The sequence below is a fragment of the Pseudomonadota bacterium genome, from assembly GCA_039193195.1.
GTDB lineage: Bacteria > Pseudomonadota > Gammaproteobacteria > Steroidobacterales > JBCBZW01 > JBCBZW01.
In genome coordinates, this window is record JBCCWS010000012.1 from 119,541 (window position 1) to 134,595 (window position 15,055).

Annotated in this window: 14 protein-coding genes; 1 reads left to right on the forward strand and 13 read right to left on the reverse strand. The window is 63.9% G+C overall.

What is annotated here, in order from left to right; all coding sequences use genetic code 11:
- Position 1: 1 nt before the first annotated feature.
- The 8 genes from pstA to AAGA68_12470 all read right to left on the reverse strand — a co-directional run bounded on the left by pstA (position 2) and on the right by AAGA68_12470 (position 9,621).
- The gene (gene pstA, locus AAGA68_12435; protein ID MEM9385864.1) at positions 2–1,345 is read right to left on the reverse strand and encodes a phosphate ABC transporter permease PstA; all 1,344 of its coding nucleotides are present in this window, start codon (positions 1,343–1,345) and stop codon (positions 2–4) included.
- Positions 1,338–2,708, reverse strand: a complete 1,371-nt coding sequence (pstC, locus tag AAGA68_12440; protein MEM9385865.1) for a phosphate ABC transporter permease subunit PstC — start codon at positions 2,706–2,708, stop codon at positions 1,338–1,340. The genes pstA and pstC overlap by 8 nt, the downstream gene beginning before the upstream one ends.
- A complete protein-coding gene (locus AAGA68_12445; GenBank protein MEM9385866.1) occupies positions 2,708–3,730 on the reverse strand; it encodes a substrate-binding domain-containing protein in 1,023 nt (340 codons plus the stop codon). The genes pstC and AAGA68_12445 overlap by 1 nt, the downstream gene beginning before the upstream one ends.
- Before the next feature lie 121 nt (positions 3,731–3,851).
- Positions 3,852–4,637 (reverse strand): phosphate signaling complex protein PhoU, encoded by a 786-nt coding sequence (gene phoU, locus AAGA68_12450; protein MEM9385867.1) that lies wholly within the window; start codon positions 4,635–4,637, stop codon positions 3,852–3,854.
- A gap of 164 nt (positions 4,638–4,801) precedes the next feature.
- On the reverse strand, positions 4,802–6,136 hold the full coding sequence (gene phoR / locus AAGA68_12455; protein MEM9385868.1) for a phosphate regulon sensor histidine kinase PhoR: 1,335 nt from the start codon (positions 6,134–6,136) through the stop codon (positions 4,802–4,804).
- A gap of 24 nt (positions 6,137–6,160) precedes the next feature.
- Positions 6,161–6,886: a phosphate regulon transcriptional regulator PhoB gene (gene phoB / locus AAGA68_12460; GenBank protein MEM9385869.1), complete on the reverse strand. Its 726-nt coding sequence runs from the start codon at positions 6,884–6,886 to the stop codon at positions 6,161–6,163.
- Positions 6,887–6,931: 45 nt separating this feature from the next.
- The gene (gene tsaB, locus AAGA68_12465; protein ID MEM9385870.1) at positions 6,932–7,633 is read right to left on the reverse strand and encodes a tRNA (adenosine(37)-N6)-threonylcarbamoyltransferase complex dimerization subunit type 1 TsaB; all 702 of its coding nucleotides are present in this window, start codon (positions 7,631–7,633) and stop codon (positions 6,932–6,934) included.
- Positions 7,630–9,621, reverse strand: coding sequence for an ATP-dependent DNA helicase (locus AAGA68_12470; GenBank protein MEM9385871.1), 1,992 nt, complete (start codon positions 9,619–9,621; stop codon positions 7,630–7,632). Before AAGA68_12470 ends, tsaB begins: the two co-directional genes overlap by 4 nt.
- Positions 9,622–9,765: 144 nt before the next feature.
- On the opposite strand from AAGA68_12470, the gene phaP reads away from it, so the two are divergent.
- Positions 9,766–10,299, forward strand: a complete 534-nt coding sequence (gene phaP / locus AAGA68_12475; protein ID MEM9385872.1) for a TIGR01841 family phasin — start codon at positions 9,766–9,768, stop codon at positions 10,297–10,299.
- A 55-nt stretch (positions 10,300–10,354) separates the two neighbouring features.
- Here phaP and AAGA68_12480 read toward each other — a convergent pair whose 3' ends face one another.
- From AAGA68_12480 to AAGA68_12500, 5 genes are all read right to left on the reverse strand, one after another.
- Positions 10,355–10,657: a hypothetical protein gene (locus AAGA68_12480; GenBank protein MEM9385873.1), complete on the reverse strand. Its 303-nt coding sequence runs from the start codon at positions 10,655–10,657 to the stop codon at positions 10,355–10,357.
- 50 nt (positions 10,658–10,707) lie between these two features.
- Positions 10,708–11,625, reverse strand: a complete 918-nt coding sequence (locus AAGA68_12485) for an adenylate/guanylate cyclase domain-containing protein (GenBank protein MEM9385874.1) — start codon at positions 11,623–11,625, stop codon at positions 10,708–10,710.
- A gap of 101 nt (positions 11,626–11,726) precedes the next feature.
- A complete protein-coding gene (locus AAGA68_12490) occupies positions 11,727–12,581 on the reverse strand; it encodes a class I SAM-dependent methyltransferase (GenBank protein MEM9385875.1) in 855 nt (284 codons plus the stop codon).
- Positions 12,582–12,717: 136 nt separating this feature from the next.
- The gene (dusA, locus tag AAGA68_12495) at positions 12,718–13,728 is read right to left on the reverse strand and encodes a tRNA dihydrouridine(20/20a) synthase DusA (GenBank protein MEM9385876.1); all 1,011 of its coding nucleotides are present in this window, start codon (positions 13,726–13,728) and stop codon (positions 12,718–12,720) included.
- Positions 13,729–13,792: 64 nt separating this feature from the next.
- Entirely contained in the window at positions 13,793–14,923 is a 1,131-nt protein-coding gene (locus tag AAGA68_12500; protein ID MEM9385877.1) for a carboxylate-amine ligase, read from the reverse strand.
- Between the last annotated feature and the right edge of the window lie 132 nt (positions 14,924–15,055).

Consider the following 15,055-nt stretch of genomic DNA (forward strand, 5'->3'; position numbering starts at 1 on the left):
GTCAGCTCTGCTCGAAGCGTCGGCGCAGGTACACCGCGACGCCGTTCATCGCGATCAGGAAAACAAGCAAGACCATAATGGCCGCCGAGGTGCGCTCGACGAAGGCGCGCTCCGGACTGTCAGCCCAGAGGTAAATCTGAACCGGCAGCACCGTGGAGGGATCGGTCAGGCTCGCGGGGACATCTACTACGAAGGCCACCATGCCAATCATCAGCAGGGGTGCGGTCTCACCCAGGGCGCGCGCCATGCCGATGATCGTGCCCGTCAGCATACCGGGCATCGCCAGCGGCAACACGTGATGGGTGACCACCTGCGTTCTCGAGGCCCCTAGGCCAAGCGCAGCATCGCGGATGGAGGGTGGCACCGTCTTCAGTGCCGCACGGCTCGAAATGATGATGGTGGGCAAGGTCATCAGGGAGAGCACCAAACCGCCTACGAGGGGTGCGGAGCGAGGCAGGCCGAACAGATCGATAAACAGGGCCAGTCCAAGCAAACCGAAGACGATTGAGGGCACCGCGGCGAGGTTGTTGATGTTGACCTCGATGATGTCGGTGATGCGGTTCTTCGGCGCGAACTCCTCTAGGTAGATCGACGCGGCCACGCCGATGGGGAAGGAGACTAGCAAAGTGACCAGCAGCGTGAGCGCCGACCCCATCGTCGCCCCGAGGATGCCCGCGAGTTCCGGATCGCGCGAGTCGCCACGACTGAACAGCGCCAGGTTGAAGCGCCGCTTGATGCGCTCCTGGGCCTGGAGCTCATCGACCCACGCGAGCTCCTTATCGGACAGGCGGCTGGGGGTAGCGGCATCGTCGCGGTCGACGTAGCCCTTGACCAGTAGATCGATCTCCTCATCCGCAGGCAGCCAGAAGCGACGCTCGGTGCCTATCGCCTGCGGATGACTCAGCACGTAATCGCGCAGGCGATAGGCAGCACCGGTGGAGACGAGCCGATAGAGACTGCGCCGATCACGGCGCGACTCACCGGGAAAGATGCGGTCCAGCGCATCGCGCACGAGGCGTCCGTAGGAGGCCCGCGCGAGCATTTCGCGCGAACTGTCGCCATCCCGCACGAGCACGTGTTCATCGAACCGAATGTCCAACGCCACGTGCGTCTGGGTAAAGGCAGGAAGGCCTTGGAGCACCACGCTGCTGAGCAGGATGACTAGGAAGCCGAGTCCGACCGTGAGGGAGGCAACCCCGGCTAGGCGAAGCAGCTTCTCGTCGCGATAGCGCTTGGGGAGACGCGCCTGCACCCGGCGCGCAGCCTCCTGCGGATCCAACAGGCCCTCGATGGCCCCTGCCCGGGGAGCGGTGGATTTGGGCTGCCCGACGGTCGAACTACTCATACTGTTCTCGGTATCGACGCACAACCTGCAGTGCCACCACGTTCAACAGTAATGTTACGAAGAACAACACGAGCCCGAGGGCGAAGGCTGCGAGCGTCTTCGGGCTGTCGAACTCCTGGTCTCCTACCAACAGGGTAACGATCTGGACCGTCACCGTGGTGACGGCTTCCAACGGGTTGGCGGAGAGGTTGGCAACCAGGCCCGCCGCCATGACGACGATCATGGTCTCACCGATCGCCCGGGACGACGCCAGCAGGACACTGGCCACCACTCCTGGCAAGGCGGCGGGCAAGACCACACGCATGACCGTTTCCGAACTCGTCGCCCCCAGGCCAAGGGAGCCGTCGCGCATGCCCTGCGGCACCGCTGAGATTACGTCATCCGATAGGGATGAAACGAAGGGAATAATCATGATGCCCATCACCAGCCCGGCGGCCAATGCACTCTCGGAGGACACCGGTAGACCGATGCCCATGCCCACATCCCGAATGAACGGCGCAACGGTCAAGGCCGCGAAGAAGCCGTACACGACCGTAGGGATACCCGCCAGGATCTCGAGCAAGGGTTTGGCGATGGCTCGCATCCGCGGGGTTGCGTATTCGGCTAGGTAAATCGCTGACATCAGGCCGACTGGCACGGCCACCGCAAGGGCGATTGCGGAGATCAGTAGGGTCCCAGCGAACAGGGGTATCGCGCCAAAGGAACCGGACGCACCGCCCTGCCCCTCCCGGCTTGGCCACCATTCCAGACCGAAGAGAAACTCCGTCAGCGGCACCGATTGAAAGAATCGCAGGGCCTCCAGGAGAACAGACAACACGATCCCTAACGTTGTGAAGACCGCCACGCTGGAACAAGCAATCAAGACACCCTGTACGAGCTGCTCAACGCGATTGCGTGCGCGAAGCTCTGGATTGATCCGCTGGGCCACGAGCCAACCGAACAACGTCGATAGGCCGAACACGGTCACGAGCAGGGCGATCTGCCCGAGGAGTTGCCAGTTGCGGTATTGCGCAGCCGCGGCCTCGAGGGCGGGCGTCACCTCAGCGGAGATCTCCCGTCCCGCTGCCAGCTGGCGCACGTTCGTGGCGAGGGCGCTGCGCTCGTCCTCGCTTAGCGCCGAGGCGCCAACCGGCAGGCCCTCGAGCAGCATAGAGTCGAGCAATACGGGCTGCAGACTGGTCCAGATCAAAGCCACCAGCAGCGCGGGAACAACGCACCAAAGGGCCGTAAGCGCCCCGTAGTAGCCGGGGCGTGAATGCAACTCGCGCGTCTTATCCAGCCCACCGACAGCGTTTACGGCCCGCTGCGAACCGATCCGGTACGCGGCGATGCCGAACGCGGTCAGGAGCAAGAATAGAATCATCAGGAATCCGACAGTCGCAAGGGCGTCAGCTCGGCGGCACGCCGCGCGACATCGAGACGGCGGCCATCGGGTAAGGGAATGAGTCCGCGGTAGGAAAGGTAGCCGAACTCTCCAGCGGCATCCTCACCCGTGAACTCGGCGAGGAACTCACGCAATCCGGGGACCAGGCGTACGTGGCTCTTCTTCACGTAGAAGTATAGCGGTCGTGAAATTGGGTAGCGCCCGTTGGCGATGTTGCGGAAGGTCGGGGTCACGCCGTCCACCGGTGCCGCCTGCACCTGATCGAGGTTCTGATCTAGGGAGCTGAAGCCGAAGATTCCGAGCGCCTGCGGGTTGGTGCTCAGCTTCTTCACGATCAAGTTGTCGTTCTCACCCGCTTCGATGAAGTGCCCATCCTCTCGCATGGCGTGGCAGAGCGAGCGGAATCGAAGCCTGTCCATGCGCGCGAGGTCAGCAATCCACAGCGCCGAGCGCTTGCAGCCCTCCTCCATCGCCATCTCGACGAACGCGTCGCGCGTCCCTGAGGTTGGCGGTGGGCCAAATACCTGGATCTCCCAGGCGGGCAAGGCTGGATCGATATCGCTCCAGCGCCGATGGGGGTTATCGATGAGCCGATCACCGTCGGGCACCTGCTTGGCGAGCGCTAGGAAGATGTGTGCGCGCGTGAGCGCAGGCGGTGAGTTGGCTCGCGATAGCCCCATCACAATGCCGTCGTAGCCGATGTTGACCTCGACGATATCCTTGACGGCCCGGCGTTCGCAGGCGGCGACCTCGCTAGCCTTGATGCGGCGGGAGGAGTTCACCACGTCCGGGTGTTCGAATCCGAGACCGGCGCAGAACAGCTTGATGCCACCGCCGGAGCCCGTGCTCTCGATCAGAGGCGTGGGGAACGGCGTCTTCTGGCCAAACTGCTCTGCTACCACAGTGGAGAAGGGATACACCGTCGATGAACCCACGATATGGATATGCTCGCGCACGCCCTGCCCCGAGCCACAGCCCGCCACAAGCAGCACCACCGCCAAATTGGCGAGCGCGAAAATCAGCCTCGATTGCAGCAGGATCGGCTCCTCCAACGACACCACGTGCCGGACTAGGCCCGGTCGAATCCGCGCGAGATTATAGTCGTCAGGTGACGATGGTGTTTCAGGCGGTGGGTAGGGGGCTCGGTCGGGAGCCTGGCGGCGCGCCGTCGGCGCTTGGATCGCTATCGGCATTGCTGGCCTCGAGGGCCATGTCGAGATCGGCAAGTTCGCTGTGACGGACGTCTTGCCCGTACACCATGAAGATGACGTGCTCACAAACGTTGTGCACATGATCGCCGATACGTTCGAGCGAACGGGACGCCCAGATAGCGTCGAGGTGCTGGGGCACGGCGGCCGGGAACTCCATCATTGCGGCCGTAGCGTCCTCGCGAATCGTCGCGTGCTGCGTATCGATCGCCTTATCGAGTCGCGCAATCGAGATTGCATGGCGTGCATCGAGGCGGGCAAAGGCGTCCAAAACACCCGACACCATAGTCATTATTTGACGCCCGAGCGATTGCAGCCGGTCGAACACCGGACCGCTGCGATCAATCTCGCTCAAGCGCGCTGCCGCCTCACTGATCTTTTGCGCCTCATCGCCGATCCGCTCAAGATCGGTCACTGTTTTCAGCGTCGCGACGACTAAGCGTAGGTCACTAGCGGCAGGCTGGCGCAGAGCCAATATGCGCCGACACTCCTCGTCGAGGACTACTTCCATGCGATTGATCTTACGATCGTCGGCACATACCTGTGCCGCGAGACGTTCGTCGCCGTCGGATAGCGCGCGCAGAGAACGCTCAACTTGAGCCTCGACCATGCCCCCCATGTGCAACACGCGATGGCGCAGTGCAGAAAGGTCTTCGTCGAACTGGCGCGAGATGTGATGCCCGAGATCTGGCTGATCCACGCTTCACCCTTTTGCCTTTATTGGGGCAACCGCCGCCGGTGGGTTGCTTCTTCGTCACCTCACCCGTAAGAGTGCATACGATCGTGAGGAAGAATTCAAGTCCGATTCATAATAAGTTGAACAGTGTTACGGACTTGTGGCAACGGGAAGAGTTCCCTACGTGCTCAGTCGGCGGCGACTGCGGAGCGCCGGGTGGTCGAGGCGGGATGCGCTTGGCTCACTCGGCGAGACGGGAAGTGGCAGCAGAACCGCGAGCCCTTCCCAAGCTCGCTTTCGATCTCGATCGTGGCGTCGTGGCGCTGCAGCGCATGTTTGGCGATCGCCAACCCGAGGCCTGTGCCGCCGGCCTGCCGGGCCCGACCCTTGTCCACGCGGTAGAAGCGCTCCGTCAGGCGCACCACATGCTCTGGCGCAATGCCGATGCCCGTGTCTTCGACGATGACCTGCCCTACGCCGTCGACGACGCGCCAACGGACGTCGACCCGCCCATCGCTCGGCGTGTACTTCACCGCGTTGATCACCAGATTGGCGAAAACGCTGTGTAGATCATGCTCTTCGCCGAGCAGGTGCTGGTCCGATTCCAGAGAGAGCTCAATTGGGGGAGGCTCTGGTGCGTGCGAAGCCGCCTCCGACACGACATCTCGCAGCATCGCTCCCAAGCTCACCGGTTCGAAGCGAGCGAGCCGTGCGGAGGATTCCAACCGCGAGAGCTCGAGGAGGTCGTCGATGATGGCCGCCATCCGCCTGGCCTGTCGCTGCATCTCGCCGAGCGGCATGTCCCAGTCGGAGTCCCGCACCGGATCGTCGCTCATCTGCTCCAGGTAGCCTGTGATCACCGTGAGCGGACTGCGCAGCTCGTGCGACGCGTTGGCGACGAACTTCCGTCGCACTTTCTCCAGCTGATGCAGACGCGTGTTATCGCGGAACATAAGCAGGCGTCGCCCCGTACCAAAGGGCACAGTGTGTACGGCGAGCTTGGTCTTCTTGTTGATCGGCGATACGATCTCCAACGGCTCGCGCACGTCTTCCTGCGTGAGATACGTGGCGAATTCCGGGCGACGGATCAGGTTGTCTAGCCGCTGCCCGATATCCCGCTCACCATCGAGGCCGAGCAGGCGAGAGGCCGCCTCGTTTATCCACAGAATCTCGCGCGCATCATTGAGCACTACCGACGCATCTGGCATCGCTGCAGTGGACTCCTGGTACTCGCGCAGCATGGTCTCGAATCGCCGCTCACGTCTGCGATCGCGATACACCAAGCCGCGCAATTGAGCTGCCAGTTCACCCCAGAGCCCAATCGCGTCCGGCACCTCGTCGAGATCTGGCTGCTGGCGCTGAAGCCAGCGAGTCACGCGCTTGAGCTGGACCAGATGCCAGCACGTGTACAAGGCGAGACCCACGATGATGCAGGTCAGGGGGTAGCCGACCAAGGAGCCGAGCACCGCGAGCGCGCCGAGCACGGCAAGGATGCGCAGGGCAGCGAGTATCCAAAAGCGCATCGGCATCATCGTTGGCGAGACAGGCTACTCAGTCTTCACAGAGAAACGATAGCCCGCGCCGCGGACGGTCTGAATGTAGCTATCGCAGCCATGCTCCGACAAGGCCTTACGCAGGCGTCGAATGTGCACGTCGACGGTACGCTCTTCCACGTATACGTTGCCGCCCCACACGCGATCGAGCAACTGTGTGCGGCTGTACACTCGATCCTGGTGACTCATGAAAAACTTGAGGAGCTTGAACTCGGTGGGACCCAACTGCACCGGCTTACCGTGCGCGGTTACCCGATGGCCAGGCAGGTCTAGCTCCAGCGCTTCGGCCTTGAGGACCTCCGCATCACCGGAAGGTGCCGCGCGCCGCAGCAGCGCCCGCACGCGTGCGTTCAGCTCGCGCGCCGAAAAAGGTTTGGTGATGTAGTCGTCAGCCCCACTATCGAGCCCCTTGACCTTATCTTCTTCTTGACTGCGGGCCGTGAGCATGATGACAGGGATATCGCTGGTCTTAGAGTCCTTCTTGAGGCTACGAACGAACTTTAGTCCGCTCATCTCCGGCAGCATCCAGTCGAGCAAAATCAGGTCCGGTTGCTTGTCAGCGATCATAGACCTGGCACCGCGGCAGTCTTCTGCTTGGGCCACCTCGAAGCCGGCACGACGCAAGCCAAACGCCGTCATCTCTCGAATCGCCTGTTCGTCCTCGACGATCAGAATGCGCTGGTCACCCACTGGCTTGGTCCCTCCCAGGGTCCGGCTCATGTTGCGTCAATGCGGTCCCGTCGCAAGCGTAGGCTCCTACGCTGGCTACACCGGCGGGCGGAAGTATACCGGTAGCGCCTGCTCGGGGGGCACTCCGCCTGGGCCGTGAAGCAAGTCGCGAGCCCCCAGTGCCAGGGCGTCGCGAGCGCTCGGAAGGGCCGGTGCACACGTGTCGTGCACACGCAGCAACTCGCGCAGGCTGGGGTGTGCCTGCGCGCCCGTGCCCGCCAGTAGGAGCGGTTTTTCCCCGTCGCTCAGCGCCTTCGCGCGCGCTAGCAAGCGCTCGGGCGGATCTGCGCGATCGCTTACGCGCGTGCTCAGCACATCGGCCGGCGAGGGCTCGAAAGCCCCCCAGTATAGTTCTCCCATCCGCGCATCCTGCGCCACGATGACCCGCTGCGCTGTGCGCTCGGGGCTTGCCTCGGCGAAGCGATGCGGCACGAACTGCGCGGCCACCGTGGCCAGGCTGGATACCGGCAGCACTTGGATGTCGCCTGCGAGGGCGAGCCCTTGCGCAGTGCTGCAACCGATTCGCACGCCAGTGAAGCTGCCGGGCCCAACGCCGACCACGATGCCGTCGAGTCCGCCCAAGGCCATGTCCGCCTCCCGCAGGAGCTCATCGATCATGGCGAGTAGCTGCTTCGCGTGTACGCGCGGCTCATGGGTATGCGCGCAGCGCGCCTGATCGTCGATGGCGAGGGCGACCGTGCATGCGTCGGTCGCCGTGTCGATGGCGAGCAGCTTCACTCTGATCCCTCGCCTAGAGGTTCGCGCAGCAACGCAGGCGCCTCGCCTGCGCCTTGGCGCAGGAAGCGCACAGCGTCCTCGATCACGCAGGTGGTGGTCATACTCGGCAGGCTACGCAAAAACCGCTTGCCATAACCACGCGAGCGCAGGCGAGGATCACACAGCATCAGGACCCCACGGTCATCGTGGTCGCGGATCAGTCTCCCTACGCCCTGCTTCAGGGCAATGACCGCGTTGGGTAACAGGTGATCTCGAAATCCCGAGCGGCCCTGTTCCTCCAGCCAGTCCAGGCGCGCCTTTAGCAGCGGCTCTGCAGGCGAGGCGAAGGGCAACTTATCGATCACTACCAGCGAGAGGGCTGGTCCCCTCACGTCGACGCCCTCCCAGAAGCTGCTGGTGCCCAGCAAGACGGCCCGCCCGTCCGCCCGAAAGCGCTCTAGAAGGATCGATCGGGGCGCATCTCCCTGCACCAGGAGCAGGCGCTCCAAGCGCCCGTCCAGCCAACGGCGAGCGGCTTCCATGGCGCGATGGCTCGTAAACAAAGCGAAGCTTCCGCCGGGGTTAGCTCCTAGCAACGGCAGGGCCGCAGCACAAACCTGCTGCACGTAGCCTCTCGCACTCGGGTCAGGCAAAGCGTCGGGCAGGTACACATGGCAATTTCGCTGGTAGTCGAAGGGACTCGTCAGCTGGAGCGTCTTCGTCTGCAGATCCAGTCCGACGCGCTCGAGGAAATGGCGGAAGTCCTTCTCTACGGCGAGCGTGGCCGACGTCATCACCCAGGCACAGCGCCGCGCCTGTAGCGACGCGCCCAGAGCGGTTGCCGCCTCGACGGGGGTGAGATGTAGGGAGAAGTGATGTCGGTGCACATCCACCCAACGCAGCAGCGCGTCAGCAGGATCCGCTACCGCTTGGGCACGAGGCCCTGCCGCGGCCAGGAAGTCCTGCAGGAAGGCACCTAGCTGCCTTGCGCGGCGCGCCAGGTGATCACTCGACGGCTCATCATCCTCGCGCTCCTCCAAAGCTAATGCTAGCACTGCGAGGTGCTCGGCGATCTCCTCGAGAGCCCGCTCCAGGGGCAGGCTCGCCCGCTCGCCAAGCTCATCCCAGGCGAGCCGCCGAGCGTCCTGGCCAAAGGCGCTGCGCACGCCGGCCGCGCGATCCTCGAGGTCCTTACAGATGGCCGCGAAACGTGGGGTCGTGCCTCCCGTACGAGTCAAATCGTCGGTGAAGTCTCCTACCCACGCCGCGAGTTGAGCAGAGCCGAAGCTGCGACCGAATTGCTGCGCAGCGATCTGTGGCAACTGATGGGCCTCATCGACCACCACTACATCGATGTCCGGCAGCAATTCACCAAAGCCTCCGTCGCGCAGGGCAAGGTCCGCTAATAACAAGTGGTGGTTAACGATGACCAGCCCCGCTGCGCTAGCCCGCCGCCGGGCTTGGGCGACGTGGCAGTCGGAGAACTCAGCGCAGCGGCTGCCTAAGCAATTGTCGGCCGTCGACGTTACCTGAGGCCAGACGGACGACTCTTCCGGTACGTCCTCCACCTCGGCGATGTCGCCGGCGCGCGTGCGCCAACCCCACTCGCGAATCCGCGCCAGAGCGGCCGCCTCCCCGCCACGATCCACCGCCTGACCCAGCCTATGGCGACAGAGGTAGTTGCCCCGCCCCTTGAGCATCGCCACCTCCACCGGCACCCCAATGGCCCGGGCTACCGTGGGAAAGTCGCGCGCGTAGAGCTGATCCTGGAGGGCGCGAGTACCCGTCGAAATCGCCACCCGCTTTCCGCTCAGCAAGGCGGGCACTAGGTAGGCGAAGGTCTTGCCTGTGCCGGTGCCCGCCTCGACCACCAAGTTCTCGCCCGAGGCCATCGCTTCCGCGACCGCCAGCGCCATCTCCTGCTGCTCCTCGCGGGGCGCGTACTTCTCCACCGTTCGGGCCAGAACCCCGCCGTCGGCAAAGACTTGGGTCACCTCGTCGACGCTCACTCGGGTGCGCCGTCCGGCCAGCGGCAGATTTTTACATTCCGAGCTCTTGACACAGCGCAGCAAAACCCCTAACTTCGCATCCTGTTGCGGCGCATCAAACGGTGCACTTGCAACACCCTATTATCAACGACAAACGAGGAAGCCATGACCGAGAACACCGAAACGGCACTGCAGAAGGCCATGTCCGCCCCGATGCGGCTCACGCGCGGTTCCGTGGTGCGCGTTCGCGGCGCCCTGAACCGTACCGCTGGCCTGGTCGCCAGCGCCAAAGGTCCCACCCAACGCATCGGCAGCGCCGGCCTGCGGCTCAACGAAGTTGCCCACGACGGCATCGATCAGCTAGTGCGCCACCAGGTGCAGGTGGTCGAGGGGATCGTGGATGAGAGCACGCAGCGCCTGCAGCTGGCTGCGCAAGCCGGCTCTCTGAGCAGCCTGGTGAACGAGCAGGTGTCTATGCTGCCGCAGACCCGCAACCGCGTGGTCAACGACGTGCGCACCACAATCGGCATCCTGGGAAGCACCCAGGCGAAGATGACGGCTGCCGTGCGCGAGGAACTCGCCAACAAGTCGACGCTGCAGTCGGTTGCCGACGATGTGACCGAAGCGGCGAGCGAAGCGGCTAGCCAGGTGGTCGAGGCCGCCGAGCAGGCCGTCGCCGAGGTCACCGCCAAGGCCTGAGCGCACCGCAGAGCAAGCTGGCCGGGACGCCAGAAGGCGCGCCTGCCAGCGCCGCTCAGTCGCGCGTCGAACCGTCTACCGGCGGTTCGGCGCCCTTGCGGTTCGACGGATCGATTTCTACCTCTGCCATCCCCTCCTGCATGGCTCGTTGCAGCAGGCCCGGCCAGTCGACGACCGACTGCAACCCGGGAGGTACCATCGCCTTCAGCAGGGCCAGGGGATCGGCGCTCTTAGCGGCGGCGTTGACTCGCGTTCCAACAGCCTTCAGTACATCGGACTGCAAGCCGGACACATCCGGCAAGCCCACGAGCTCGCGCATCTCCGACGCTTCCACATCTACTTCGAGTTTTATCTTCATCGTCTCTAGGTGCCCCCGAGCGCGTGAGGTCAATGGCGGCCACGCGGGCCTCAATCGCCTTGCGGACCGCCGTCTTCGAACAACTCGAAGCTGAGCGTATGGATAGTGTCCCGGCGCGCCACTCGGCCCAAGCCGATAATGCCCCGCCCTTTGATCTGCACGTGGTCGCGACGGATGTACAGCTCCTCGCCATCTTCGGTGATGACGCAGGTGCCGTTGGTACTCTCGTCGTAGAGCGTAAAGCGGCCGCGTTCGTACTCGACGCGAGCGTGCGCACGCGAGATAAGCGTGTCCTTCACCACGAGATCGCTGTCCTCGGCGCGACCCAGTGTCGCCTGCGTAGCGGACTCGCCAACGGTGAACTCCTGGCCCTGATAGCGCAGCACCAGACGTTTGGCACTGGTCTCACCGACCATCCCTTCGATCGTCGGCAGCATCGCGGTGTTGTCGTCGCGCTGCCAGAGCACCTCGAACAGGGCGATGCCATCGCTGCGACCCTTCACTTTGGCGAAATCGATCTGGCGCGTGGCACCTTGAAGGTTGCTAGGTAGGGTCTCCACCGTTGCACCGGTGGTAATGATCTGCTGGGCCTTGGCCTGGCTGGTCATCCGATTGGCCGTATGCACGGTGGTGCCGAAAACGTCGTCTTCTTCCTCCATGACCGGGCCGTAGTGCAGGCCGATACGAATGTCCACCGGCACACCCGCGCCACGCATGTCCTCCTTGATCATCATCTGCATGCGACAAGAGGCTTCTACAGCAGCGGCGGAACTGGCGAAGGTCGCTAGCACCTCGTCGCCCATTGTCTTGACGACACGGCCACCGTGCACCTGAGTGGCCTTCGTCATGACCTCGATGCAACGTGCGACGGTGTCGCGGGCCCTGGCGTCGCCCAGCTGCTCGTACAAGCGAGTGCTGCCGACGACGTCGGCGAAAACTACGGCGAGGGAGACGCTCCGCTGGGGCATGCTACTTTCGACCGGAAACCGAGGACCCGGGCCGCGTGGTGGTTAACCCGTCTAGGTTGCGTGCGGGCCGCCACGTAGTCAAGCGAGAGAGGGCTGCCACCCTAGGGCTCGGCAACCACGTACACGATCCACGCCGGATCCGCCTCGCCGCGCTCCACCGCTTCGTACTCGCCGGTGCCCTCGCCCTCATCGTCAGCCTGTTCCCAATACACGGTGATATCGCTGAACCCCGCTTCCAAAATCACATCGCGCAGCTCCGGCAAGGTCCACAAGCGCCAGCGATAGGAGAAGGCGGGCTGCATCTTCGAGCGATCGGGAAAGTGGAAGTGGATGAAGCAGTCGACACTACCTGAAAGGGGATCGTAGTTGGCCTGCTCCCAGACGTAGGTGAAGCCTTCGTGCTTGGTCTTCTCGACGCACTCGGTGAACGCGTCGGGGCCGCCGTAGAAATCGAGCAGCATGAGACCGTCGTCGCTCAGCGACGTGAGCGCCTGGCGAAAGTAGGCCAGCATCCGCTCTCGGGTCTGGAAGGTCCAGTAGCTGAAGTTGAAGGCCACGAGAATGTCTGCCGGATCGGTCTCGACCGCCAGCACGTCAGCCTCGATCAGCTGGATTCGCTCCGCCTGCTTCGCCGTCAGCTTGCCTACATTGTTCTCGCGGCCCCAGTCGAGCACCTCTCGATCGAAGTCCACGCCGATGCCGCGGTGCTTCGGGCTGGCCTTGATCCACTCGCAGGTCAGCGTGGCCGTGCCGCAGAAGTCCTCGCGTAGCACGCGCGGCTTGGCTTTGCGGTGATTGGCGTAAAACTGGCGAATCAGGTCGATCTCATCCTCGGGGCTCTGCACGGACTTCTCGTACAGCACGTGCCGATCGGCCTGGCTAGCGAGGGTGGCCTTCTTGCGGGCCTTCTTCCCCGGCTTATCAGCCTTCCCCTTCTTACGGTCTTTCTTCGCCATCTTGGTCCTTAAGGGTAGAGTCGCTCCGCGACAAAGAGAGGGCTGCACGGAAGCGGAAAGACGCCGCCGCGCCACAACCGCGGGTATTCTCCGGTTGGCCAGCGCTTGTGTCCAATCGGGTGTCCGCCCGCCTCCCTCATGCCGGGCTCGCGACGCCGCTCGGCGGGGTCGCGGCCTCGCTCACGAGCGATAGGCCATAGCCCAAGATGTCTAGCTGGTGTTCACCGATCAGCGCTGGATCGGACATGGCACGACGCCAGCGCCGGGCACCGTAGCACCCACTGAACAATCCACAAAGGTGACGGGTCATGACCTTCAGCGGTACCCCACGCGCATATTGATCGCGCAGATACGGCTCGAAGGCGCGAACGACGCTGGACCGATCCTGGGGCGCTTCGCTGTGCAGCACCGCCTGCTCGAGGGCGGCGAAGCGCCAGGGGTCGTGGTAGGCCATGCGTCCCACCATGACCCCGTCGAGCCCCGCGTCGAGCTGCTCCAAGGCCACCTCGACGGTGGTGATACCGCCGTTGATCACCACGGTCAGCTCGGGGAAGTCGAGCTTCACCCGTTGTACGCGGGCGTAGTCGAGGGGCGGAATCTCGCGGTTCTGCTTCGGGCTCAGGCCACTCAGCAAGGCCTTGCGCGCGTGCAGGATCACTGTGCCGCACCCCGCGGCGCGCAGTGTTTCGAGAAACTGCGCGAGGAACTCGTAGCTATCGTCCTCATCCACGCCCAAGCGGGTCTTCACCGTGACGGGTACATCCACAGCTTGCGCCATAGCCTGCAAGCAGCGCGCAACCAGTTCCGGCTCGCGCATAAGGCAGGCGCCGAAGCGACCGGACTGAACGCGATCGCTTGGACAACCGACGTTGAGGTTGATCTCGTCGTAGCCGTACTCCTCCCGCGCGATGCGCGCCGCCAGCGCGAGCTGGGCGGGATCGCTGCCGCCCAGCTGAAGCACCAGCGGATGCTCGGCGACATCGAAAGCCAGGAAACGGTCACGGCTGCCGTGCACGATCGCGGCAGCCACCACCATCTCCGTGTACAGCTGCGCGCGCGGGGCGAGCAAGCGTAAGAAGTAGCGACAGTGACGGTCGGTCCATTCCATCATGGGCGCCACTGACACTCGATGGGCCGGCAGGCTCATCGCCACCGGCGCCAAGCAAGGTCGTCAGGTAGATCTCGAGCTGGGGGCGTGATCGCCGCCGCCCTCACAGGTCCATCGCCGTCTCTTTGATCAGCATGTCGACCACACCCCGCAGGGCCTCTTCCTTGCTGGCCCCCGCTTCGATAGCCTGCGCATGCGCAGCCACCTGCCGTCGGGCGCTGTTGCCGCGGGTGACAATATCGCGGGCTCGCTCCACCTCCGCCGTGCAACCGAAGAACTCAGCGTCCTCAGCGATGAGATCCAGCATCTCATCGAGCAGCGACTGGTAGGGCACCACCTGGGAGATGCCGAAGTCGATCAGCCCACCGTCACACCCGTAGCGCATCGCGCGCCAGCGGTTTTCCTGGATCAGCATATTGGCGAAGTTGCGCCAGCGCTGGTTGCCGCGCCTGAGACGGAACAGGAACCGCATTAGACACTGGGTAAGGGCGGCCAGCGTCAGCGAGTCCTCCAAGCGCGTGCAGACGTCCATGACCCGCGTCTCCAGCGTTTGGTAGCGCGAGCTCGGTCGGATATCCCACCAGATCTTGGACGAGTCCTCCAGCACACCGGACTTCACCAACACGGCGACGTGTCGCTCAAACTCCGCAAAGCTGCTGAAGCTCTCCGGCAGGCGCGTGCGCGGTAAACCATCGAACACGGTTAGGCGATAGGACTGCAACCCCGTGTCCTGACCTTCCCAAAAAGGCGAGGAACAGGAGAGCGCGAGCAGGTGCGGCAGGAAGTAGGCGAACTGATTCATCAGGTCGATGCGCAGCTCGTCGTCGTCGATGCCCACATGCACGTGCATGCCACAGATAAGCAAGCGCCGGGCGGACGCCTGCATTGCCGTCTCTAGCGCGGCGTAGCGATCCTTCGAGGTCCGCTTTTGCTGGTGCCAGTTTGCGAAGGGATGGGAGGACGCTGCGATGGGGGCTAGGCCATACTCCCCAGCAACCTCGACGATGGTGCCGCGCAGGTGCTTGAGCTCATCGCGCGCCTCGGCCACGTTCTTGCAGACCCGCGTCCCAATCTCTATCTGCGCTCGCAGGAACTCGGGCGTGACCTGGTCGTCGCACTTGGCGGCACAGGCAGCCATCATCTCGTCTGGCGGCTCCTGGGCGGTGTCCCGCGTCTCGCGATCGACGAGCAAGTACTCCTCCTCGATCCCGATGGTAAATGGCGGCTCCCTCAGCATGATCGGCATCCCTCGCAGCGGTCAATCGCTGCGAGCATGGGCAATCTAGGGACGCATTGCAACGCGCCGTAGCCGCGCCACCGCAGCTGGGCCTAGTGGGCCGCTTGGTAAATTAGGTGACGCTCGGCG

Bases quoted from the DNA above. Each gene is read 5' to 3' on its own strand.
- AAGA68_12480 (MEM9385873.1), bottom strand. From the start codon at position 10,657: ATGAAGATAAAACTCGAAGTAGATGTGGAAGCGTCGGAGATGCGCGAG.
- AAGA68_12490 (MEM9385875.1), bottom strand. From the start codon at position 12,581: ATGGCGAAGAAAGACCGTAAGAAGGGGAAGGCTGATAAGCCGGGGAAG.
- AAGA68_12485 (MEM9385874.1), bottom strand. From the start codon at position 11,625: ATGCCCCAGCGGAGCGTCTCCCTCGCCGTAGTTTTCGCCGACGTCGTC.
- dusA (MEM9385876.1), bottom strand. From the start codon at position 13,728: ATGAGCCTGCCGGCCCATCGAGTGTCAGTGGCGCCCATGATGGAATGG.
- phaP (MEM9385872.1), top strand. From the start codon at position 9,766: ATGACCGAGAACACCGAAACGGCACTGCAGAAGGCCATGTCCGCCCCG.
- pstC (MEM9385865.1), bottom strand. From the start codon at position 2,708: ATGATTCTATTCTTGCTCCTGACCGCGTTCGGCATCGCCGCGTACCGG.
- phoR (MEM9385868.1), bottom strand. From the start codon at position 6,136: ATGCGCTTTTGGATACTCGCTGCCCTGCGCATCCTTGCCGTGCTCGGC.
- phoB (MEM9385869.1), bottom strand. From the start codon at position 6,886: ATGAGCCGGACCCTGGGAGGGACCAAGCCAGTGGGTGACCAGCGCATT.
- pstA (MEM9385864.1), bottom strand. From the start codon at position 1,345: ATGAGTAGTTCGACCGTCGGGCAGCCCAAATCCACCGCTCCCCGGGCA.